The following is a 23,196-nucleotide window of genomic DNA, read 5'->3' as shown; positions in this document are numbered from 1 at the left end:
TCTTACAAAAGGGAGATAGCCTATGAAATGGAAAGAGCCAACGTTTGGTGCAACCCCTATGTTGAAAGCTTTAACAACCGCTAATGCACACAGAAAAGCACAGGCTTTTGATCTGGTGGCAGAACAGAAGAAACAGAAACTGAATTACCCCGAATGGGCCCAGTCCTGGATGCGTAAATACAAAGAAGATTGGTATATCGCTCAGGCCAATGGTGACGAAGTCGGCATGCGTAAAGCGCAAAAGCTGGCAGAAGGCCTTCGAAGCAAGCTCCGTGAAATGGCCACATTCCCCAAGTGGGCTCAAGAGGAAATGAAAAAAGAAACAATCCGCTGGATGACTGCAGAGGCAAGCGGGAATATCAGGGAAAAGTTAGCTGCTGAGAAGGCGGGACGAGCCATTCGAGAGAAGTTGGGGCTGATCGATACTAGTATTAAAGAACCACCAAAAGAACCAGTTACCAATAAATCAAAGGATGGTTCTAAAACTGAACAAGCACCTCCTGATAAATCAGGAAATGATAGCTTTGAAGCTGAGCTTGCTAAATTTCCGGAATCATACAGGCCAGCTCTATTAAAATTACACAAGCAGCATCCTTCTTGGCGCTTTATAGCAGAAGAAACGAATGTAGATTTTAATAGTTTTCTCAAGGCAGAAATGAAAAATGGACTGGTGTGTACGGAAGTAGACAAATATGGATATTCACCATCTTGGAGAGACCCTAAGTTCAAATATGATAGAGGATATAACGCTGCTTCTCCTAAGGCAGTTTCATATTTTTTAGACCCGCGTAATTTTTTGACTGAGTCTCGTGTATTTCAATTTTTGTCGGGAAAGTATGATAAGAACACCCAAAATAAAGAAGCTGTTAATAAAGTGCTAAGCAAGAGCTTGGCTAATAAAGGGGATGTATTCCTAAAGGCAGGTGGCAATGAAGCGAGTGCAGTATTTTTAGCAGCAAAAGCCATGGTTGAATCAGGAGGTGGAACTTCAACTTTAGGTAAGGGACAGGTTCCGGGATATATCGGATGGTACAATATGTATGGCATTGGCGCAAACGATGGGAGTGCACTCAAAAATGGTGCAAAAAAAGCTAAGTCAGAAAACTGGAACTCCGTCGATAGTGCAATAATCGGCGGAGGTAAATGGATTTATAGAAAGTATATTCAAACAGGGCAAGATACGCTTTATAGCTTAAAGTGGAATGTAAATTCCTTTAGGAATAACGGAACTGTTAGTAAGCAGTATGCCACGAATATTATGGATGCTTATGTAAAATCAGATCGTTTTTCCAAGGGTCTTAAAACCGTAGATGCACCTCTTACTTTTAGAATACCCGTATATAAGAATATGCCTGCAACGGCTTGTCCTGAACCTACACAGGCTTCATCAAGGTAATCAAGTTATTATAAAATAGGGAATTTGAAAGAAGGGAAAGTGTGAGTAATAAGAAGTTGTTTGTGCTTGTTTTAATTATTTTAATTCTTAGTGGTTGTGATGTGAATAAAGAGGCCGAGGTAAAAAGTATCGCTCCTAAACCATCTACATCGACTGTTGTTAGTCCTGAGATAACGGAAGGTAATAGTAAAGTTACTGTGGAGGATACTGGGAAAACTAATGTGCAAGATTCTAACACCTTAGATCAGTTTATAAAAAAAATTCAACCCCCAAATGAGCAGCTTCAAAAAGTATTAAAAGAAGATTTGGACCGTGATGGAAAGGCGGAATACGTGCTTGCTTTTGGATTAGAAAAAGGGGGGATTGACAATGTATTTGTAGTCCGGGAGGATGCTGGCTATCACATCATTGGTAAATTAGAGGACCCAATTGTAGTTGCACATCTTAATATAGACATGAAGATCATGAAGCTGGGTCAAACAGAACAAAAGTTTATCGTAGTATATTCCACTAGCGAAGTGAATGAGGCAGAAGGCTTCTCTATATTTGCTTTGAACCATAACCAAATTAACAACCTTAATTACAGTTATCCAGAAGCAACAGGGCAAGGGAGCAGGAAGCTAGAGGACATTAATAAAGATGGTGTTTTTGAGGATGTGAGTTACTACCGTTTTCAGGATATTCAACAACATATGATAATAACATATCAAAAATTCGACAGCACCGGACCCGAAAAAACAAAAGTACTATACGAGAATGGAAATAAAAAATTTGTATATCCCACGGTTCCCAAAGATATTATTCAAAATTATTTGGAAGATCATTATCTTATGAATCGCTTCTTGATACACTTGCCTGAAATGGCGGAATTCACTGCGTTGTCAGCAAGCCCGAAAAATCATTTTGAAGATATCATAGATTTTTCCGCTATGGACTATACGGGATTAGATCTGAACATAAAAGAGATTGCTAATGAGGCTAATCAGCGGACCTTTTTAGTAAGAAGTAATTCAAGTGAAGAGAAAAAAGACCAAGGACTTGTTTTCACGTTAGAAAAGCAGTCAGGCAAGTGGAAGATTATGAGTATAGAGATGAACGATAAATTGTAGAAAGCGTGATCTCCAGCATGAGTTACTTGAAGTATGTGCGAATTTGTTACGTGCTGTTATTACTCATTTCCTGTGTAGTGCTGAATGGATGCATGAAGGGACAGGATTCTCCAGCAACAGAAACAAATCATGCGCTTTCTCTCCAAAATGACGTTAAAACGATTTCTTATTCGAAAATGTTGGATGCGTTAGTTCAAAAACTTCGTATAGTCAACGATGAGAATAAGGATTCTGATATCAGACAAAACAAGCTTGAGGAGTTCACACAGGAACTTAATTTGTTGTTAAACGAGCCAGAAAGTGTAGAGATGAAGGATGGAGAATTAGTAGAAAAATTCGATAACAATCTCACTATCTTAACAAAATCGTTTCAGTTAAAAAGTGGGCAGCTAAACGTTAGGGTTATGAATTATAGAGCACCTAAAACGCTGACAGGTACGATCGGAGATAAATACACATTTATTCAGTGGTGGAGTTCGAAGCAACTTGTACACGCCCAGATGATTGAGGATGGCGGGCCAGAATTGACTACAGACTTTGTGGTTCGAGATTCAGACCAAGGAATACAGTTGTGTTTAGGGGGACATGTTTCCATATATCATCCAGACCCCGTATTTATTGATTTGTGGGAGTTGTCTGGACAAAAGTGGACGCAGAAAAGTATAGATGTAGGTAAGATAAAGCTCCCGGATGCGTGGGAACTGAACAAGGATACGAATGAGCCTATTATTATCGAGAATCGACAACATGATAGCATGAGTATCGAGGTTTTAGACCACGGCGATGGTTTCTTAATAAACAGTGATGATTCTGAACAAAACCTTATCATTGAGTTCTCCAAAAGTGGAGAAGTCCGTATTGATTCCGAATATAGCATCGCCTCGAATACTCATGGTGAACCGCAAAGCTATGAGCTCACTCGAGAGAAGTATTCAAAAAATGGGATCGTGATTAAATACCCTCAAATTACAAAACTCAAGGATATTGCAAAGCAAAAATCTTTAAACCAAATTCTTAAGACTGATGCTTTAGAAGGGTTACAAAACTATGCGGATTCCAATTCTGGAGTTCATGTCGAAATTGATTATGAGATCAAACGACAAAGTGAACGATTCTTGAGCGTTCAATATAAGGGTATTCGTTATGTGAAGGACGCAGCCTATCCTACTCATATGTTTTATACGACGAACCTGGATATGAAGCAGGCTTCAAGAATAAGATTGAGGGATCTGGTAAAGGTCGAGAAACCTTTTATTGAGCTTATAAAAAGCGGGAAGATTACAGCTGTTCAGCCGGAGCAACAAGGATTAATCGGTGATTTCACAAAAGATGATTTGATGCAATTGTTAGCCAACGCAGATGTAACCAAAGGTTCGCTTGCGGAAGTAGAAATGGAATCGTTTAGTTATCTCACAAATGATTCGTTGGGGATGAGTGTGCCTATGGCTCATGTAGTAGGGGATCATGCGGAGTATGAAATTCATTTTGCACAAATTCCAGAGAATATCAGGCAGAATGAGGAACTATGGAGTGAGCTAAGTTCTGTTGAGGATCAGTCTGTTTCCACAGTTGGCGGTGAAAAATTGGATACCGACCAATATGAAATTGAAGAGTCGCAGTCTTTTCAAACTACTCTTGAAGGCTTTGGAAAAGTACGTTTTGTATCCACATATGGGTATCCAGAAGGTTTTCGTAAATTCTTTTTCTTCCTACTGGATGACCAAGGACATATTCTATATTCATTCCCCAATTTCTACGGGAACCGTGAGTGGGTTGCACGTTACGGAGGAGTAGAAGCAGTGGCCTTCAAGGATGTGAATAAGGATGGATTGAAGGATGTTATCATCATTGCCGATGTTGACAACGGGATTCATGGGCCTGGTAGAGTTGATGAATTCCCTATAGCGGATATTTATTTTCAGAAAAAAAATAAAACTTTTACCACGATCCCTGCATTAGATGAGACTCTTAACGATCAGGGACATAATCAAACCATTCAAGATGTCGTTCAATATGTAAGCAAACAACGGATAAACGTAAATTAACCGACAAAAGGGAGCGGTAACATGGGATATCCAATCATCAAGTATAACGGGACGGTTTTATCTCTTAAAAACCCGAAAGTTAAAGTTGTACAGAAAATGAATGAGCATGTGAAAGTCTTTTTGACAGGTGTGTTAACGGGTGCCCAAATGGAAGAATATACAGATCATATGGAAGCAGGGGCGAAGTTAGTTGTATCTTATGTGAATGATGATCATAAACAGATTGTATTATTTCTAGGATTAGTCGCGCAGTTTAGAATCAAGTTGGTGTCCAATGTAGCCCATTTGGTCGTCGAAGCTCTATCCTATACAAGCCAGCTGGATGAAGTGCTTCATAGACAAACTTTTCAAAATGTAAAGATGAAGCTGCAAGTATTGCTCGAACATGTGCTCAAATTCTATCCCAAAGCCAATTGTACGAGCCGCTTAAAAGATCAGCTTTTACAGGAATTTACGATGCAATTCGATGAAACAGACTGGTCGTTTTTGAAGCGTATAGCGTCTCGACTCGGTTGGGGACTGATACCTGATTCGATTGGAGAAAAACCTCAGTTTTATTTTGGATTACCGGATGGTGTGAATCAAGGGGAGCTCAAACAGTATAACTACTCCATGACCAGAAAAACCAAACCAGGTTCCGGCAAGGACGACAACCTTTTGTATTATAAAGTGCAAACGACAGGAGCCAAAGATGTCCTACTGCAAATTGGGGCGGAGGTTAAATTTAAAGGGAAAACTTTATACGTCCTGCAGTCTGTGGCGTTTATACGTCATAGTGCTTTGTGGCATGAGTATGTGCTGACTACAGCGGATGGAATGAAGCAGGATTTGATTGTAAATGAGAGCATTCGTGGCATCTCGTTGAAGTCCAAGGTCATTGGAATCGAGCAGGATCATGTGAAGGTTTTCTTTTACGAAATGGACAAGGTCAAGCCGAACGTAAAGGAAACCTACGCTTTTCCAACGGCTACATTTTATACATCGGAAGGAAATACAGGATGGTACTGTATGCCGGAGTTGTTTGACTTTGTAGACATTTACTTTCCGACCGCTAAAGAAAAGGACGCCATCGTAACTCATTCAATCCGCAAGAGATCCAAAGGGGGCGACTTTATTAAGGACCCGTCCACGAAGATCTTTATGACCAAGTACCGCAAAGCCATTATATTTGAGAAAAATGAAATTTTAATCACGGGGAACGACGATGAAGTAGTGATTCGACTGCTAGATGACCATGGCATCGAATTGCGGAGTAAAAAGGACATCCGTGTTAAGGCTGACGGAAACCTAGTACTCAATGCGGGTAACACCATACAAGTCATAGCCAAAGATGCCATCGGTTTAAAATGTAAAACGAGTTTGGTCGAAATGGACGGAAACATCAAAATGACTGGAGAAAAGATAAAGACGCAGTAAATAAAACCACCAAGGGAGGGGGAAAAGCATGGCTAAAGTAACTACAGGAGCAATCGTGAATGAGAAAACGCCGACCCAGGAAGATATGGTTCAAGAATGGAAACGTAAAATAAGCAAAGGTGAATATCCTTTTATTCATGTAAATCAGCCTCGCACCCAAAGTGAAGAACGGTAAATGTGTCAGGCAACGAGTAAATAAGGCTCCTTAGGAGCCTTATTTCTATGTTCATCTGTGCAACTTTCACCTAACATACAGTTACAAAGACCTATTCCGCATAAACTATGTACTATGACCAGAAATACTGAATCCAATGACTTTATACTTATTTTTCCTCTCGGCTATATCACTCGTAAATAGGATGCACTATAATTATACTACTTCTTAATTTGGGAAAAATTAGACGTTAACATTTATAATAGCCCTTCTCAAGAAGAAGGGGTCTTGTATTTGGGAACTTCGCTGTCGATAAACCAATCTGGCCCAGAGACGTCGATTACTTCTTTGGTTTTATAACTGTAATAAATAGTGATTTTGCTGTCTTCGTGACCTTTAATATACCCATACAGATATATTCTTGAGTGGACAGCCGGATCATCCACAGCATAATCCTTTAGTATAAAATCAGCATTATAGTGTTCCTTAATAAACTCCACGCCGATCGGAGTGGCGACGTCTACTAATTCTTTTTTCTCTTTGTCGGACAAGCTGGAACAACCTCCTAAATACATAATAATTAAAATAAGTGCCAGAATCAGTGGGATTTTTCTGTTCAAGTTACAATTCTCCTTCTGGTAATCACCTTTTTTCATAACTCTATAATATATTTACACAATAGACAAGGTGGGAATAACTTGACCTACATTAACGACAAAACATATTGGACCATTGCAGATAGAGTGTATGACCGGGAGTTGACTGCTAAAGATTCTAAAAGCAGAATTCTTCCTGATTGGAAGATTGTTGAGCCCGAAGGAGCTATGCTGCATGACACGAACGGTTCGGGATTCGATGCGACCGTATTCCATAACGAAAAAACCAATCAGGTGATCATCGGTTATAGGGGGACAGAACCTCCGGATCGGCCCAAGTGGAGCGTGGCGATGGACTGGGGAACGGATTTCAGCGATGTCGTCGGAGGACGCGCGAAAACGTTAGAAGAAGTCCATCATTATTATGAAAATAATAAGGAAGAGGTGGCTAAACTCCCACTACAAGTGCAAACTGCATTTCTTCAATATGAGGAAAAGTATCAGAATAATCAATTTACACAAGCTCAAAATCTATATGATGTTGTAAAAAAAGAGTATCCCTCTGCTGAGATAACGACCACAGGCCATTCTTTAGGAGGAGCGGAGGCAGAATATGTGGCGGTGCGGAATGGACTGACATCCGTCAGTTATAATCCACCAAGCATTGTACATCTATTACCGGATGATCTTCAAAAGAAGGTAGAAAATGGCGATTTTCGAAAGACGAATGTCGCTTATGTCAACCCGAAAGATACTATTGGTTCGGGAGTTAATGATGCACAGCCACATGTGGGTGCAACCTACTTTATAGACAATGATTATAAGACAGCTAATGGAGCCAAAATCACTGTTCCTGTTTCATTACCAGTCAAAAGGGAAAATAAGTGGGCCAACTTTTTTTTGGGACCCCAATGGACTCCCATTGTTTATGTCCCGATTACGTTGCCCATGATGCAGCAAGATCCGATTACGAAGTTCTATAATTCAGTATTTGGAGAAGCTACGCATAGCATGGATCATTTCGCATTTGATGAGAACGGCAATATTAGCAATCCGCTGTACACCATGGATGGACAATTGGTAGAAGGAAATCCGCGGGTGCAGGCGTACGAGCAAATGCTGGCTGCGCAGGCAGAGCTCAAGCAAGTCATGGGCGATTTGGTCGAACGCTACGGGGGACAATTGGGTGCCTTCGGGCAGTTTGCTGCTAATGCACTCGGTGTGAATTTGATGGGAGCAGGCCAACAAAATGGCCGCGCTAATGGTGGAGCTTATTTTGTAGGTAACAAAAATGGAGGTACAATTCAATTAACACCTGAAGAGCTAAAGCATGCGGCTAATCAGATGCGTTCTAGCTTGCATGGATTTTCCAGTGATACCCGTGCGTCCATTCAGTTATTTCAGGCTCATATCGGAACAAGTGAAAGTCAGTCTTTGACCCCGCTTGCGCATAGTGCTACGGCGACACTAGATCGAATTAATCGCTGGTATCAGGAATCGATTACAGAGATAGCAGAGTACATCGATCGCAAGGGTCAGGAATTTACGATGGTGGATCAATAAGAAAGAGCAGCTGGAAGAACACAACGGGAGGCGAAAGAGATGAGCAGAATATCTTTGAGCCTGGGGGATCTGCGGAGGGCTGTACAGCAGTGCGAGCAGCTAAAGCAAAGACTTCAGCATCAGGAGCAACAGATGAAAAATATATATAGTCGTCTGCAAGACTGGCGGGGTGAATCAGCTGCTGAATTAACACGCAAAATGGAGGCGTTTCTCCAAGGAACCACATTACGGATACACGAGTTGGATGAGCATAAAGAGCAGTTGAAACGTTATATTCGCAAAATGGAAGAAGCTGATCGGCGTGAGGAGAGACGCAAACGGGCTGCACAATGGTAACAGGCGTATATCATAGCTAACTTTATGCTGTTGTGGCTAGCTACATAACTTCAAAGAACCGTACTATCGCTAGGGGACTTCTGCGGGGTACGGTTTAATTGTGTGTACATAAAAACTACATATATAAGTAGAAGGAAAAAATATCTCACGGAATGCGGCGATAGTAATCTTGAAGTCTGCAGCTTGAGATTCAATTGTTTCCTTTCGTTGTTATCGGTCCTTTGGTAGGATGGATCTAAACCGAGATTTTTGAGATCAGTGAGTATAAAAATGTCGCAAAGCTACAAACTTCGACATATTGTTCGCTTTTTCGCGGTATATGTTATTGAATCAGGGATTTTTGTTTGCTATTTATCGCATATTTATGTATAATCTATCGTGTTAAAAGATTGATTGTACGTAATATGCTGATGAGGGTGGGTTCATGACGCTGCTCGACAGTAACGAAAGCAAGAAGCGGATGTGCCAGATTTACAATGAAGTTTCAAAGGAACTGTTCGGCTTCGGGACCACGCTGTTGCGGGCCACCGTTGAGAACAATATTGTTACCTTTGTAGCGAAGCACCGGCGTTCTCCACGCTCGGCGGCATTGGAAGTGGAAGCCCCCGGCTTGAAGCTGGAAGTGGATTTCCGAATGTCCATGCTGTATAAGAAGAGACTTCGCGAGAAGCTGATTGAGGATATGGAGCTCGATATAGAAGCTTTACTGCGCGATTATGATTCAGCAACGCAGTGGGCCATTACGAACATCATACTGAAATAATCCTAATAAAATTGGATATTTGGCTTTTCGCTTCGGATCTATCTGAGGGGAGAACCTGTTATAACGCGCAGCGGGATCAACTTATTCTTTGTTTACGAAGAAAAGTATTCTTGTTTTACAAGAGTACTTTTCTTTTTTGTGTCATAAGGTGTGCAGAATAAAAAAACAGGGGGAGTTTCATATGAAAAAGTGGTTTAAAGGATTTATGGCTGTGACCTTGGCATCTGTGGTACTGGCAGGTTGCGGCAGCAATGCTACTGGTGGTCAGGCAGATGGAAAAGATGGCTCAGCTGATGGGAAAAAGAAACTGGTTATTTCCACATGGGGCTTCTCCGAGGACTTTTTTAATAAAGAAGTGTACGCGCCTTTTGAAAAGGAACATAACGTTGATATTGTTGTAGAAATCGGAAATAATGCGGAACGATTGAACAAAATCAGTCAAGGCAGCACGGATGTCGATCTGATTTATCTGTCTGATTATTATGCCCAACAGGGAATTCAACAAGGGCTATTCGAGAAGTTGGATCGCAGTAAAGTGCCAAACTTGAACCAAATTTATGATATTGCCAAAGCACCGCTGGGTGAGGAATATGGTCCTGCTTATACAGTTGGGCGCCTCGGTATTGCCTATAATCCAGAGCTGGTGAAAAAAGATGTGACCTCCTGGGCCGACCTGTGGGGCAGTGAGTTCAAAGGAAACGTGACACTGCCGAATATTACGGCAACGGCTGGACCGATGATGGTCGATGCCGCTTCCAAAGTAGCGGGTAGCAAGGAATTTAATGAAGACCAAGCCTTTGGGAAGCTGAAGGAGCTGAGTCCGAATATTGTTAAGTTTTATAGTAAGACGTCCGAGTTCGTGAACATGTTTAGCCAGCAGGAAATTGCGGGTGGTCCGATTATGGAAATGTACTTTAAAGATTTGCAGGCTGCTGTACCTGGGGCGAAATTCGTAGCTCCTAACGAGGGTGCCTACGCAGTAATGAACACAGTTAATGTAGTAAAAGGGTCCGATCAGAAGGAACTGGCTGAGGAATTTATCAACTGGCAGCTGAGCAAGGAAGTTCAAGAAAAATCCGCCAAAGCAAAGGTTGATTCTCCAGTGAACACACAGGTGGTACTGTCCGGTGCGGATACCCAAGGGATTACGTACGGTGCAGATGTAGTGAATAAGCTGACCAAGCTGGATATGAAATTCGTTAACGATCATATCAAGGGATGGACAGATCGCTGGAACCGGGAAGTTGCACAATAATGAAAAAGATAATATTAGATGTAGATACAGGCATTGATGATGCGTTGGGTATTTTACTTGCGGCCAAAAGTGGTCAGCTCGATATCCAAGCGATTACTACGGTATGCGGTAATGTTTCACTTAAACAAGCAACGCTGAATACATGCAAAATCCTCAACCTGCTGGATAGACCGGATATTCCGGTCTATCGGGGGGCGGAGGCTCCATTAATACGCAAAGGCCTGCACGAACACCGTGTTCATGGAGAAGACGGCATCGGAGGTGCATTGAGTGGAATAGTCCCAGCCATCTCTGCATCCGAAGGTTTTGCACCGGATATCATCATTGAGACTGTGATGGCTCACTCGGGGGAAGTAACGCTGGTTTGCACCGGACCACTCACCAATCTGGCGTTGGCGCTGCTGAAGTGTCCCGATCTGACGGATCACGTCCATGAGGTCATTTTTATGGGCGGCGTTATTCACGGATGCGGCAATATCACACCTGTAGCGGAGTATAACATGTACGCTGATCCTGAAGCCGCACGGATCGTATTTCACGCGGGGTTTGGTCGATTGATACAAGTGGGGCTGGATGTAACACGCAAGGCGCTGCTGACTGCCGATCATGTTGCTCGTCTGACTCGTCCAGAGATTCGTAATTATGTAGCTGAAAGCACAGCCGTGTATACCAAGCGTTATGAAGAACGCAACGGGGTAAAAGCGTGTGCACTTCATGACCCGCTTGCCGTGGGTGTGGCTTTGAATTCGAGGTTAGTAGATACCTCGTTGTTATATGTCGACGTGGAAACCTCCAGTCGCATATGTGACGGACAAACGGTAGGCGATGTACAGAACCGCCTCAATCATAGTCCCAATATGAATGTGTGCGAACAGGTAGACAGCAAAGCTTTTCTGGAGCTGTTTATCCAGGTGCTGAACAAGGATTAACATTTTGATAACCGCAAGGAGCTACCCATGAAGAAAACATACTTGTATTGGCTGCTGCTGCCAGGTCTGCTTTTTCTGGCGGTGTTCATGGTCATTCCGATTGTGTTGACGATCGGTTCGACCTTCGTACAGAACAGCTCATTCACCTTAGAAGGCTATCTCCATTTCTTCAAGGACCCTTATTTTCTGAAAATATTGCTGACTACGCTGGAGGTCAGTGTCGTAACGACTCTCGTATGCGTATTGCTCGGTTTTCCGACGGCTTACTATATTTCACGAAGGGCCCCGCGTCGTAAAGGGATTTTGCTGGCGCTGGCTATCTTTCCCTTGTTGACGAGTCCGGTGGTGCGGTCATTCAGCTGGATGGTCATTTTGGGTCGCAAGGGGTTATTAAACAACGTGCTAATGAGTTTAGGACTCGTGAATGAGCCGCTGAATATTTTATACACCCCAGCAGCGATGATTATTGGCCTGGTCCATTTGTTTTTGCCGCTGATGATTATTTCACTAATTGGTGTGCTTGAAAATATCGACGGTGATCTTGTCCATGCTGCTCAGAGTCTTGGAGCTTCCAGATTCAGCGCATTTCGTAAAATTGTATTCCCGCTGTCTGTTCCGGGTCTGATCATTGGAAGCATCCTTGTTTTCGTAGGCAGCCTGACGGCTTATACGACCCCAGCACTGCTGGGAGGAAAACAGCGGGTTATCGCTACATTTTTGTACCAAAATGCGATGACGCTTAACGACTGGTTTTTAGCCTCTGTTATCGCAACAATTATGATTGCTATTACATTTATCGTGGTCGGTCTCTTAAATAAGGCGGCCCATAAACTCAATCCGAAGGGGTAGGTGGATATGCGGGAGAAACATTACGGACTAGGCTTCTTTAGCCTGCTGGTCTTCATCTTTCTGCTCGGTCCGCTGTTGATCATATCGGTCACTTCTTTCGAGCCGGGCACGGTATTAAAATTTCCTCCGCAGGGCTTTTCCTTGCGCTGGTATGAAAATATTTTTGAAGTGGATTTGTTTATGTCCACGTTCAAAACGTCGATTGTCGTCTCTCTGCTGGGTAATATCTTGGCGTTGTTAATCGGTATGCCAGCCGCTTATGCACTTAGTCGGTTTTCGTTTCGCGGGAAGGATGCGCTGAATGCCTTGTTCCTTTCCCCGTTGCTTATACCAGGTATTGTGCTTGGTTTTACATTGCTGCGTTATTTGATCATTGTGTACCATTTACCGGTATACGCTGGACTTTTGATCGGACATACGGTGATTATGCTGCCGTTCATTATAAGAGTCATTGCATCCAGTTTGTCTAACTTTGATTTTGCGATTGAGGAAGCAGCGCTTAGTTTGGGAGCTGGACGGCTGGAAACTTTCTTCAAGGTGGTTCTACCCAACATCCGCTCAGGTATTATTGCGGCTATCCTGATTGCCTTTCTGGAATCATTCAACAATGTCGACATTTCCGTCTTCATGACAGGACCGGGCTTCAGCACCCTGCCTATTCAAATGCTGACTTACGTCGAAAATTATTTTGACCCGACGATTGCAGCGATTTCGGTTATGCTGATGATTTTAACTGGTATCCTGATGTTCTTGATTGAACGACTGATGGGATTGTCTTACTTCACTAAAAGGTAATGGAGGCTTCAACCTTATGGCACTGCTTACTCTGGATCGCGTTTCGGTCGCTTATGACAACCAACTGATCTTGCAGGATTTCGATTTGCAGCTCGAACGAGGGCAATTGCTCTCGTTGCTCGGACCGAGTGGTTGTGGCAAAACGACTACACTTCGTCTTATTGCAGGATTTCTCGAAGCTAAACAAGGAACATTTTTGTTTGGCGATAAGGATTATACCCGGGTTCCAGTGAATAAACGGAACTTCGGTTTTGTATTCCAAAGTTATGCGCTTTTCCCGCATTTGTCGGTTTTTGATAATGTTGCCTTTGGTTTGCGGTTACGTAAAGTAAAAGAAGATGATGTAAAACGGCGCGTTATGACTATGCTGGATACGGTTAGCTTGGGGGGATTTGAAAAACGTTTCCCCGGCGAATTATCAGGCGGGCAGCGTCAACGTGTCGCGATTGCACGAGCGCTTGTAATTGAACCCGATCTGCTATTGTTTGATGAACCTCTGAGTAACTTAGATGCTAACCTGCGTGTGAATATGCGCGTAGAAATCCGCCGTATTCAACAGGAGCTGGGCATCACTACCGTGTATGTATCGCACGATCAGGAGGAATGTTTTTCGATTTCTGACCAGGTTGCGATTATGAATAAGGGGAACATCGAGCAATTAGATGCTCCATCGACCATTTTTAAATATCCGACGACCGAATTTGTCGCCCGCTTTATTGGGTTTAATAATTTTCTAAGCTTTGACGAGCGCACTGAAGAGGGGGAACGTATTCGACTGAATACAGGCGACCTTTCGTTTAGCGTAGTGCGTAATCAGGGTACAGTCCAACCAGGTGCTCGCCAAGGCGCTATTCGCCCGGATGATTTGGTCATTCGAACAGAAGGCAACGAGACAGGAGAAAATGAGCTTCCCGGTGTCATTAAGGTAAGTACTTACCTGGGGCGCAGCTATCAGTATGTGGTAGAGACAGCGAAGGGAAACTTTACGGCTAATCAGGAAATGGATACGCCTTACTTGAGTGGTCAACGGGTTACCCTGCATTTTCCGGCAGACAAAATGGTGCTGGTCCAATAATCAGCGGGTTCGATGAAGGAGATACATCATGCGTGCAGACAAAATGATTTTACAAGTGAAGGTGTATAACAGTTACTACAAGACGTTCGAGGAAGGCAATGTGGCTATACTTGACGGCAAGTTTATGTATATCGGTCAGCGTGGTCTGGAATCTTTCGAGGCTGTTGAAATTGTGGAGGGGCATGGGAAATATATGATTCCCGGCCTGATCGATATCCATTTGCATATCGAAAGTACCATGGTGACCCCAGCGACCTTTTCCTATGGACTCATTCGCAATGGGGTCACGACGATTGTACCGGAACCGCACGAAATGGCGAATGTTTTCGGATTGGAAGGCATTCAGGAAATGATGGAGGCCAGCAAGGATTGCGTAGCTGATATGTTTTACGGAATTCCTAGCTCTGTCCCAGCGACGCCTTTGGAAACCTCAGGGGGCGAGATTGACATCCCTGAGATTGATGCTTTGTTGCAAACAGGTGAAATGATCTGCCTGGGTGAAATTATGAATTATGTAGATGTCATTCGTGATCCGGAGAGCAAGACGAACCGCATCTTACGTCATGTTCGTGAGCATTACCCAGAGCTGATCATCGAAGGGCATACGCCGCAGTTGCTTGATCTGGATCTGCATCAGTTGATCTATGCAGGAATAGGCTCAGACCATACCCACCAAAGCATTGAAGGTATGAAAGCAAGAATGGCCGCCGGAATGTTTATTGAGATCCAGGAAAAATCCATGACCCCTGAGGTGATGGACTATCTCATTCAGGAGGACGTGGCACAACATTTTTGCTTCGTAACAGATGACGTGATGCCAGATTCTTTCGTAGAGCGAGGGCATCTGAACCACATTGTAAGTAAAGCAATCGGGATGGGAATGAAGCCTGAGGATGCGATTTATGCAGCTACGTATACTCCTGCTGCCCGGATGCGTATGCATGATCGCGGAACAATTGCGCCAGGAAAAATAGCCGACTTTGTGCTGCTGTCGGATCTGGAACAGTTTGATGTAGAGCAAGTCTATAAGGATGGACACAAAGTATTTGATAAATTTGAGGAATACCATCAGGCACAGGTTAAGTGCCAGTTCCCTGCCCACTTTTATCAAAGTGTAAAGCTCAATCCGCTTACGGAGCAGGATTTTACTGTAAAGTTGGATGTAGCTGATGGCACACATCAATGCCGTGTTATGATGGTCAAGGATGGCTCAACTTTTACAAGCGAACGGACTGCACCTGCGCAAGTAGAGCAGGGTGAACTGGTATGGGAACATGGTGAACATGGACTCATTGCTACGTTTGAGCGGTATGGCAAGAACGGCAACCGTGCTTACGGCTTGATCGGGGGAGATACGATTAAACGTGGAGCAGTGGCAACCACCTATTCGCACGATAACCATAACTTGCTGGTCGTGGGGCATAACAAGCAAGATATGATATTGGCCGCGAATACAGTTCTTTCTAGCCAAGGTGGCTTTTGCGTAGTTGAAAATGGCAAGGTGATGTCCCATTTACCGTTAACGGTGGGCGGAATTTTAACAGAAGGACCGCTAGAAATGGTAGCTGCCAACGTGAAGGAATTGCGTTCAGCCTTACTGTCGCTGGGCTATCGCCATTATAATCCAATTATGTCGCTGAGTACTCATTCTCTGCCAGTCAGCCCGGCTTTGAAAATTACTGATCACGGCTTGATTGATGTAAACGCAGGCAAAGTTGTATCCTTAATCGTGGAACCTTCTGAAATACAAGAATAATGAAAGAGCTGACCCTTTTACGGGCCGGCTCTTTTTTGATGCTTTAGCAGACAAACTTAACATCTTCTATACTTCTATTGATGTAACCTATGTATAAAAGATAAACAAGTCTTGATTCTGGGTACCCGATTGCATGTAGAGTTTGCTTTTACAATTAGTTCATGTAATCTTCATGATTAAAATCGAATAAGGACTTGAAAAACATCGTCACAGTGTTATAATTAAAACAGGATTTAGATTAAGTCTAAATTAATTGATTAAGATTTATTGGATTGACGCATGGAATTTTGAAGAAAATCAGACACTACTGCTAACGAGCATCCAAGCTTTACACTAACTATATTTGAACGAGAGGGGATTTTACACATGAGTACATTAAATCATACGAACGCACCTACACAAGAGGCAATTCAAGAACTGCACAAGGCATTGAACCGACACGTGGCTACTTGGTCTGTATTGTACACAAAACTGCATTATTTCCACTGGTATGTAAAAGGACCTAAATTCTTCACACTGCATGCTAAATTCGAGGAGCTTTACAATGAAGCAACAGCTAATCTGGATACGATTGCCGAACGTTTGTTGGCTATTGGCGGCCGTCCTGCTGCGACCTTGAAGGAGCATTTGCAACTGTCAGCTATTCAGGAGTCCGCAGGCGAGCAGACAGCTGAAGATATGGTGAAGTCCGTTGTAGCCGATTTTAAAACGATTACTATTGAACTGGCTAATGGTATGGAAGCGGCAGAAGCGGCACAGGACAAAGCGACAGAGGATCTTCTGAATGGCTTGAGAGAAGAAATGGATAAACATATCTGGATGCTTAGCGCATATCTGGGATAAGTTTCTGGGAGTGTTTTCCACGGATATGGAGATCAGGTGAACAAGATATACATCCCGTTGGTTCCGGCCTGCTACTGGAGTATAATGACGAAGAAGCATGGAAGACCACAGGCTCATAAGGAAGTGAGCTGCCGGGATGGGGTGTAGGTTATGGAAGTGAAACAACAGCTTTTGCATGAAGCGGAGCAGTTTATATATACATGTTATGAGGAGCTGGGTCGAAGCCGCGATGATGCGGAAGCCCGGCTTCTTCATATTCGTCAAGACATAGAGACTACTGGAACATACGATCATACTTATGAAGAGCTGGAACACGGGGCACTTATGGCTTGGCGGAATAGCAATCGTTGTATCGGTCGATTGTTTTGGGACAAGCTATTGGTCAGGGATGCACGTGGAGCGTCAGATGCGACGCAAGTAGTTCACGAGCTATTGGAGCATATCCGTATAGGAACGAACGGCGGTAAAATTAAGCCAACGCTTACTGTATTTCGCGCCTCCCAGCCGGGACAGCCGAATATTCGTATCTGGAACCATCAACTCATTCGTTACGCTGGATATGAAACGGATCAAGGGGTCATCGGGGACCCGATTTCGGTGGACTTTACCAACGCTTGTAGGGATATGGGGTGGCAAGGAGCGATGACTCCTTTTGATATATTGCCGCTGGTTGTGGAAGTGGGGGGTCAGCCTCCCGAGCTCTTTGATATTCCTGAACATTTGGTGATGGAGGTGCCCATTGAGCATCCGGAACTTTCGAGTATAGCTTCTCTGGGATTGCGCTGGTATGCTGTGCCTATGATTTCGGATATGACACTGGAGATTGGCGGTATCATCTATACAGCAGCTCCGTTTAACGGCTGGTATATGGGGACAGAAATCGGTGCCCGTAATTTTGCGGATACCTTCCGTTATAATATGTTGCCACAGGTGGCCAAACTGATGGGGCTGGATACGACGAGTGAAACAACGCTTTGGCGTGATCGGGCGCTGGTCGAGTTGAACATTGCTGTGCTGCATTCTTTTAAAAAAGCGGGGGTTAGCATTGTCGACCATCATACCGCAGCGGCACAATTCAAGTTGTTTGAGGAACGGGAAGCCAAGGCTGGTCGCGCGCTGACAGGTAATTGGACGTGGCTGATCCCACCATTATCCCCAGCAACCACGCATATTTTTCATAGTTCTTATGATAATCGGCTTGTGAAGCCGAATTTCGGAGTTCAGGAAAAACCCTATATGACGAGACAGGCTAAACCAACAACAGATGTAGCGCTGCCGCAGAAGCCGCAAGGCTGTCCTTTTCATTCTGGATAATCTAACGGGAGACTGATTGCTGGATCAGGACTCCGGTTTATCCCATACAACGATCAATAGGGTCGCGATCGGCCCTATGAGCAGTGAGAGCATAAACCAGTTAAGCCTGCTCCGATTTTTGGACTGTGCCAAGCCAGCATTAATAAGGGTAAGCGTTCCCCAGCCTAAATAATAATCTTCCGGCATGGTATTCTCCTTTGTAAAAAGGTATAATATCGTACTGTGTATTGTATGAGTACATTCATAATTTCATAAGTTATATCGTAAATATAACTTTATATATCTTGGTTTGAGGAGCGAAGCTAAGTTGGAGAGAGATCAGGCAGAGCGCATTGTCGCTGAGCTTTTGGAACGAGCTGCTATAGGCGTAACAGTGAAGCTGGAGAAACGTTTTCCTGGTGGACGGCTGATTGGGGGCAAATATGCCATGCATGCTCATGCCATTACCATGTATACGGATGTTATCGAAACACAATGTTTACAGATGTTCGGCAGCGCAGATCGAGTTGAGGAATATTTTACGGTTGTGCTTGCGCATGAGATCGGGCACGCCGCCGATACTGAATTAGAGGGTCTCTCCGATGCGATGGAGCAAGAGAACAGGAGCGGGACCCGGCAACGGCTTGCGCTGCAAATTGAGGAAAACGCATGGAACTATGCGCTTAGACTGGTGCCTGAAATAGAAGCAACGTTTATTTCTGCTGTAATAGACGAGTCCCTGCTTGCCTATCGAGTCCCGATTATGGAGCAGTCTGACATTGCATAATGATGAATGATCCCAGAGCCGTCAGGCTCTTTTTTTATTATTTTAACAAACGAGGTGGACGGAAAGATTCAAAGGAGTAGCTTTTTAAGCTGTGACACGCGTCCTTGAGATAATTCCAACATTTCGGCTAATTCCTTTTGAGATACATTAGGATACTCCTCCATGAGCTGCTTTAGTTTATTCAGAAGCTCATTCTGATTTCTGTAGCTCCTTCTTTTCTTCGGCTGGGCAGGACGTGCTTCACTCAAATGACTGGAGGGATTATCACTCTTCAGGTTTTCAATACAACTCTTGCATATCAGATGATCTCTGAAATAGCTTAGATGATCAACGGCACCACAAAAATAACAAGAAACCCCCGTATACTTACGAATCATCAGTCCCTCTGGTGTAATAAAAAAATCGAGGGCATCTCCAATATTAATATTCATAGAAGTGCGCAGTTCTTTGGGTAGCACAATGCGTCCCAAATGGTCCAGTGGTCGTGTCATTCCTGTATTCTTCATCATTTTCCCCTTTCTTGGAATGCGCTTATGGTTGCAGGAATTGTATTATGTATGTTGGAAGTACAAAGCGCTTATATTACAGTTTGTTTTGGTATAGCTATCCTAAAAAAGCTCCGGCATGACGAACAATTACGTCTGCCGGAGCTTGGTGCAGCCAATGAATCTAAGATGTCATGTCGAATTACTGTGGGTTGGTTGTCCAAATGCCGGCTACTTTTAATTGAACCCGTGGTGGCAGCTTCAATGCAGCTAATGTCAGATCGGCCAAATCCTGCGGCTGAAGCATGCGGTCCTCGTCACCAATATTCAATCCCGCATTTACCGCCAATTCTGTATTGACCGTGCTTGGTGTCAGCGCGGTGACCCGAATGTTGGATTTGCGAACTTCCTGCATCAGTGCTTCCGTGAAGCCCATCAAGGCAAATTTGGATGCGCAATATGCCGAGCCTGTTGCAAAACCTCGTTCCCCTGCTGTGGAGGAAATATTAATAATATTTCCGCTCTGTTGCGCCAGCATGCTTGGAAGAGCAGCGTGTGTGACGTAATAGGTTCCCATCAGGTTTACGCGAATAATACGTTCCCACTCTTCGGGGTCCATATCTGCGACTGTGCCAAAGGTGGCGATGCCTGCATTGTTGATCAAAATATCGACGGCACCCAGTTCATGCTCCAGTGAAGCTACAGCAGCAGCGGCCTGTGTACGATCCGATATATCTGCAACAGCACTCACCACTTTCACACCGTATGTACTTCCCAGTGAATCCTGCAGCTTTTGTAGGTCGGTCAATGTGCGAGAGATTAACCCCAGATTAACGCCTTCCTTGGCCAAGGTCTCGGCAATTGCCTTACCAATTCCTTTGCTGGCTCCTGTAATAATGGCTGTTTTGTTTTTAAGTTCCATCCAGTCTCCTCCTTATCAATATATAACGTGGTTGTGCATCTGAGCACATGGTTACATTATACTAGGTTAACCCCCTTGAACCAAACTTCGCCTGATGAGACATTATGTAGTAGCCTCCTATTTGGAAATATCAATATCCCCTGAAGTGGTTTCGACCTTAATCACGCTCGCGGCGCCGGGCACAGATTCGGGAGTGTTTATGCTTCCAGAGTCAGAGTGGACATTATAGACACCTTTAAAATCGGGAGCCTGCTTAATATTTACATCACCGGAATCAGAATTCACTTCCAAGTTGGATACGGTTCGTTGCGTAATATTAGATTTCCCTGAGGTTAGGGATAGAAGACCGTTACCGCTATAATCGCGGATGGTGACATCTCCTGAAGTAAGCTTTAGCTCCATATCTGCTGTAAGCTGATTGGCTATAAAGTTACCGGATGTTAGATTTGCGATTAGGTGGGTACTTCGGAGGTTTGTAATCTCGGCAGTGCCTGAAGTAGCGGTGATAGAAGTATTCTCCACGGAGGCATCTTGAAGTTTTACATTTCCTGAATGTGTATCTACCTGCAGATCAGCTAGTGTTTCCCCAGCAGGCATCTCTACAGTAATCGTTTGATCCAAATCAGGGGTAAACGAAAAAAATGATAAGGAAGGAGCCGGCTTCGATTGAATGGTAAGCTTACCGTTCTCAATTTGGGCATTATGAATCTGATCGGCTACTTTTGTCTGAACTTCTCCGCTGATGCGTATCATACCTTGGTCGCCAGAGCCAGGAGTGAACAAAATAGAGACATCATCAGAACTGTCCACTTTCAGGTTCTGTAGCTGACCACGTGTGAATGTCCATTTTTTATTTATAGCTGTTGCTTCTTTCATTACTTGCTGATTCCATGGAGCACCGTAGGTCACCATTCCGACTGCACCGATGACAATGCACAGTCCTGCTGCAATAAACCACTTTTTATTCATGTTGTTAGTAAGCTCCCCTCAGGGTAGTCTGATTCCATTTCCAGTATCGCACTGTGCCCTTTACCATAAAAAGTAAGATATACCGTACTCCAGGCAGCAGCAATAGCCCCATACCTGTTAACGTGATGGAGAAAAAGAATTTGGTCGGGTAAAAGGTGCTGTTGAGCGCATAATCAGTGACGGCGAGTAGAGGGGCTGCAACGAAACTGACCGCTACTGCGGTCAATGAAGCCCATACCGCCCATAGGGTAGCTAGAATCGGGATGGAGATCAACAAATTGAGAAACAGCAGCCCTAAGAAAGTAAAAAGATTGCGTGCGAAGCTTCCTTGGCGAAGTGGAGGGGAAGCGTTCCAGCCTGCATTGGGAACATCCAATGCTTCTCGGGCAATATCCTCTGGGTTCCCCAACTCATGAGCAATCTCACTTTCACTTTTTCCATTGACCAAGCCATAGTCAAAATGCTGGCTCAAATCACTAAGCAGCTCATGGCGTACCTCTGCAGGGAGAGGGGATAGGCGCTGCTCCACCTCTGTAAGAAACTGTTTTCTATTCATCAGGATCTCCTTCCTTCAGTAGGCTTGCGACATGATGGACAAAGTCATTCCATTCCCGTGTAAGTAATCTTGTATAATGGCTGCCGGTATCGGTCAGCCGGTAATATTTACGGGGCGGACCCTCGGTTGATTCCTGTAAATACGTCGTGCAGTATCCCTCGGATACCAGACGGCGAAGCAGTGGGTAGAGGGCTCCCTCTGCTACTTCAATATGACGGGAGACGGCTTGAGCCAATTCGTAGCCATAGCGGTCTCTACGTCCAATTAGAACTAGAACGCATAGTTCCAGTACCCCTTTTTTGAATTGGATGTTCACATTCACGAGCGATGCTCCCTTCCTGATGTAATCATAATTCATAGGTGTCGTGCGGAATAAGGGGAAGAAACGTGTGTTTGTGCTTAATTTGTCACGGGTACTAATTATAAATCAGTAGTCAGGTATAATTTAACATCATGTACTGATTAATGCAAGGTACTAAATTTTTAATAATAAAATCTTCGGGTCAAAATGGGCTGGTTTTCTTTCTTGAAGACTTACATGAATAGCGAATCTTGTAGAATAAAGTAGTTTTATTTGGGAATTCCTCGATTTCTGGCTGGGTGCACCCATAGAATATTACTTTAATTTCATTCATTAAAATGATAGATTGTAAAGTATTCAATAGAGTTAAAGATTACCTATGATGGAGAGGTGGATAAAGGATGGACTGGAAACACTGGTATAGGGAACTGGAACTGGATGATGAGACTTGGGATGTGTCGGAGGAGATTGTACTGCGTGGTGCGGTGCATCTTGATTTTTGTGAGCAGCCATCGGAGGTTGAAGTCGAATTTATCGTGGGAGCCGACTCTGAAGAACAGGCACAGGCTATAGCAGAACCTACGGAACTTCAGAAAAAGACATGGGAGAAGTATATGGCATGTTCGTCAGCGATCCATCCTCAAGTATTGGAGTCCATATACCATCATTATGTAGACATCGTGGAAAAGTATCGGAAGGCATACAGCTCATGGGGAGAGGACCCTAATGAATATGCGCCTTATGTGGAGCGACCAGAGCAATTGCTGGATCGAATGCAGCTTATATCTATATTGATTCCCGACTCATCGGAAAAGGATGAACTATATTTGAATTTTAATTGTTCCTGGGATCGAGAGCATGGCTTAGGTGTACATCTCAAGCAGATGAAAATCGAGCATATTAAAGGTGCATATACATTATATGACTTGGAATAATTCACCTTTCGGTCTCTAATAGAAAGACCGAAAGGGAATAGGATATAGTGGACATGATGACGCAAATG

General features: G+C 43.8%; 25 protein-coding genes. 18 read left to right on the top strand and 7 right to left on the bottom strand.

Translation table 11 applies throughout. The features are described from left to right. The first annotated feature begins 22 nt into the window (after positions 1-22). The 5 genes from ACN6NF_RS23810 to ACN6NF_RS23790 are packed head-to-tail and all read left to right on the top strand — an operon-like array spanning position 23 to position 6,141. Positions 23-1,396: an N-acetylglucosaminidase gene (locus ACN6NF_RS23810; protein ID WP_474319945.1), complete on the top strand. Its 1,374-nt coding sequence runs from the start codon at positions 23-25 to the stop codon at positions 1,394-1,396. Between the two features lie 41 nt (positions 1,397-1,437). Continuing rightward, the gene (locus tag ACN6NF_RS23805; RefSeq protein WP_474319943.1) at positions 1,438-2,505 is read left to right on the top strand and encodes a hypothetical protein; all 1,068 of its coding nucleotides are present in this window, start codon (positions 1,438-1,440) and stop codon (positions 2,503-2,505) included. A 17-nt stretch (positions 2,506-2,522) separates the two neighbouring features. Further along, on the top strand, positions 2,523-4,550 hold the full coding sequence (locus tag ACN6NF_RS23800) for a polysaccharide deacetylase family protein (protein WP_474319941.1): 2,028 nt from the start codon (positions 2,523-2,525) through the stop codon (positions 4,548-4,550). A gap of 21 nt (positions 4,551-4,571) precedes the next feature. After that, complete coding sequence (locus tag ACN6NF_RS23795) at positions 4,572-5,966, top strand: hypothetical protein (RefSeq protein ID WP_474319939.1); 1,395 nt, start codon at positions 4,572-4,574, stop codon at positions 5,964-5,966. Positions 5,967-5,994: 28 nt separating this feature from the next. Next, positions 5,995-6,141, top strand: a complete 147-nt coding sequence (locus ACN6NF_RS23790; RefSeq protein WP_474319938.1) for a hypothetical protein — start codon at positions 5,995-5,997, stop codon at positions 6,139-6,141. A 251-nt stretch (positions 6,142-6,392) separates the two neighbouring features. On the opposite strand, the gene ACN6NF_RS23785 is transcribed toward ACN6NF_RS23790, so the two are convergent. Then, positions 6,393-6,740 carry a hypothetical protein gene (locus tag ACN6NF_RS23785; protein WP_474319936.1) on the bottom strand — a complete coding sequence of 116 codons (348 nt, stop codon included), beginning with the start codon at positions 6,738-6,740 and terminating at the stop codon, positions 6,393-6,395. 78 nt (positions 6,741-6,818) lie between these two features. On the opposite strand from ACN6NF_RS23785, the gene ACN6NF_RS23780 reads away from it, so the two are divergent. The 11 genes from ACN6NF_RS23780 (at position 6,819) to ACN6NF_RS23730 (ending at position 18,194) form a co-directional block, all read left to right on the top strand. Next, a complete protein-coding gene (locus ACN6NF_RS23780) occupies positions 6,819-8,279 on the top strand; it encodes a lipase family protein (RefSeq protein WP_474319935.1) in 1,461 nt (486 codons plus the stop codon). Between the two features lie 39 nt (positions 8,280-8,318). Beyond that, on the top strand, positions 8,319-8,615 hold the full coding sequence (locus ACN6NF_RS23775; RefSeq protein ID WP_474319934.1) for a hypothetical protein: 297 nt from the start codon (positions 8,319-8,321) through the stop codon (positions 8,613-8,615). 424 nt (positions 8,616-9,039) lie between these two features. Next, positions 9,040-9,378 carry a DUF2294 domain-containing protein gene (locus ACN6NF_RS23770; protein ID WP_474319932.1) on the top strand — a complete coding sequence of 113 codons (339 nt, stop codon included), beginning with the start codon at positions 9,040-9,042 and terminating at the stop codon, positions 9,376-9,378. 181 nt (positions 9,379-9,559) lie between these two features. Next, positions 9,560-10,633 carry an ABC transporter substrate-binding protein gene (locus ACN6NF_RS23765; RefSeq protein WP_474319930.1) on the top strand — a complete coding sequence of 358 codons (1,074 nt, stop codon included), beginning with the start codon at positions 9,560-9,562 and terminating at the stop codon, positions 10,631-10,633. Further along, positions 10,633-11,562 carry a nucleoside hydrolase gene (locus ACN6NF_RS23760; RefSeq protein ID WP_474319928.1) on the top strand — a complete coding sequence of 310 codons (930 nt, stop codon included), beginning with the start codon at positions 10,633-10,635 and terminating at the stop codon, positions 11,560-11,562. The genes ACN6NF_RS23765 and ACN6NF_RS23760 overlap by 1 nt, the downstream gene beginning before the upstream one ends. A 27-nt stretch (positions 11,563-11,589) precedes the next feature. After that, positions 11,590-12,411: an ABC transporter permease gene (locus tag ACN6NF_RS23755; RefSeq protein ID WP_474319927.1), complete on the top strand. Its 822-nt coding sequence runs from the start codon at positions 11,590-11,592 to the stop codon at positions 12,409-12,411. A 6-nt stretch (positions 12,412-12,417) separates the two neighbouring features. Further along, positions 12,418-13,206, top strand: coding sequence for an ABC transporter permease (locus ACN6NF_RS23750; protein ID WP_013312456.1), 789 nt, complete (start codon positions 12,418-12,420; stop codon positions 13,204-13,206). 16 nt (positions 13,207-13,222) lie between these two features. Continuing rightward, positions 13,223-14,281: an ABC transporter ATP-binding protein gene (locus tag ACN6NF_RS23745; protein WP_017428616.1), complete on the top strand. Its 1,059-nt coding sequence runs from the start codon at positions 13,223-13,225 to the stop codon at positions 14,279-14,281. 28 nt (positions 14,282-14,309) lie between these two features. Then, positions 14,310-16,037, top strand: coding sequence for an adenine deaminase C-terminal domain-containing protein (locus ACN6NF_RS23740; RefSeq protein WP_474319924.1), 1,728 nt, complete (start codon positions 14,310-14,312; stop codon positions 16,035-16,037). A 366-nt stretch (positions 16,038-16,403) separates the two neighbouring features. Beyond that, a complete protein-coding gene (locus ACN6NF_RS23735; protein ID WP_016822762.1) occupies positions 16,404-16,880 on the top strand; it encodes a Dps family protein in 477 nt (158 codons plus the stop codon). Between the two features lie 150 nt (positions 16,881-17,030). Next, a complete protein-coding gene (locus tag ACN6NF_RS23730) occupies positions 17,031-18,194 on the top strand; it encodes a nitric oxide synthase oxygenase (protein WP_474319923.1) in 1,164 nt (387 codons plus the stop codon). A gap of 24 nt (positions 18,195-18,218) precedes the next feature. Here the strand turns inward: ACN6NF_RS23730 and ACN6NF_RS23725 are convergent, their stop codons facing one another. Further along, entirely contained in the window at positions 18,219-18,380 is a 162-nt protein-coding gene (locus ACN6NF_RS23725) for a hypothetical protein (protein ID WP_474319922.1), read from the bottom strand. A gap of 121 nt (positions 18,381-18,501) precedes the next feature. On the opposite strand from ACN6NF_RS23725, the gene ACN6NF_RS23720 reads away from it, so the two are divergent. Beyond that, positions 18,502-18,960, top strand: coding sequence for a hypothetical protein (locus tag ACN6NF_RS23720; RefSeq protein WP_474319920.1), 459 nt, complete (start codon positions 18,502-18,504; stop codon positions 18,958-18,960). Positions 18,961-19,028: 68 nt separating this feature from the next. Here ACN6NF_RS23720 and ACN6NF_RS23715 read toward each other — a convergent pair whose 3' ends face one another. The 5 genes from ACN6NF_RS23715 to ACN6NF_RS23695 all read right to left on the bottom strand — a co-directional run bounded on the left by ACN6NF_RS23715 (position 19,029) and on the right by ACN6NF_RS23695 (position 22,214). Further along, positions 19,029-19,466: an AbrB/MazE/SpoVT family DNA-binding domain-containing protein gene (locus ACN6NF_RS23715; RefSeq protein ID WP_447249483.1), complete on the bottom strand. Its 438-nt coding sequence runs from the start codon at positions 19,464-19,466 to the stop codon at positions 19,029-19,031. A 181-nt stretch (positions 19,467-19,647) separates the two neighbouring features. Beyond that, a complete protein-coding gene (locus tag ACN6NF_RS23710; protein WP_016822765.1) occupies positions 19,648-20,367 on the bottom strand; it encodes a 3-ketoacyl-ACP reductase in 720 nt (239 codons plus the stop codon). Between the two features lie 117 nt (positions 20,368-20,484). Further along, positions 20,485-21,336 carry a DUF4097 family beta strand repeat-containing protein gene (locus ACN6NF_RS23705; RefSeq protein ID WP_474319918.1) on the bottom strand — a complete coding sequence of 284 codons (852 nt, stop codon included), beginning with the start codon at positions 21,334-21,336 and terminating at the stop codon, positions 20,485-20,487. A 4-nt stretch (positions 21,337-21,340) separates the two neighbouring features. Continuing rightward, positions 21,341-21,892, bottom strand: coding sequence for a DUF1700 domain-containing protein (locus ACN6NF_RS23700; protein ID WP_474319916.1), 552 nt, complete (start codon positions 21,890-21,892; stop codon positions 21,341-21,343). Continuing rightward, complete coding sequence (locus ACN6NF_RS23695; protein WP_016822768.1) at positions 21,885-22,214, bottom strand: PadR family transcriptional regulator; 330 nt, start codon at positions 22,212-22,214, stop codon at positions 21,885-21,887. The genes ACN6NF_RS23700 and ACN6NF_RS23695 overlap by 8 nt, the downstream gene beginning before the upstream one ends. 380 nt (positions 22,215-22,594) lie before the next feature. Between ACN6NF_RS23695 and ACN6NF_RS23690 the strand changes: the two genes are divergently transcribed. Further along, a complete protein-coding gene (locus ACN6NF_RS23690; RefSeq protein WP_474319913.1) occupies positions 22,595-23,128 on the top strand; it encodes a DUF6985 domain-containing protein in 534 nt (177 codons plus the stop codon). Positions 23,129-23,196 lie beyond the last annotated feature (68 nt).

The organism is Paenibacillus sp. TSM33, assembly GCF_056099025.1.
Note: the sequence above shows the minus strand (reverse complement) of the source record. Positions and strands in the feature narration are given on the sequence as shown.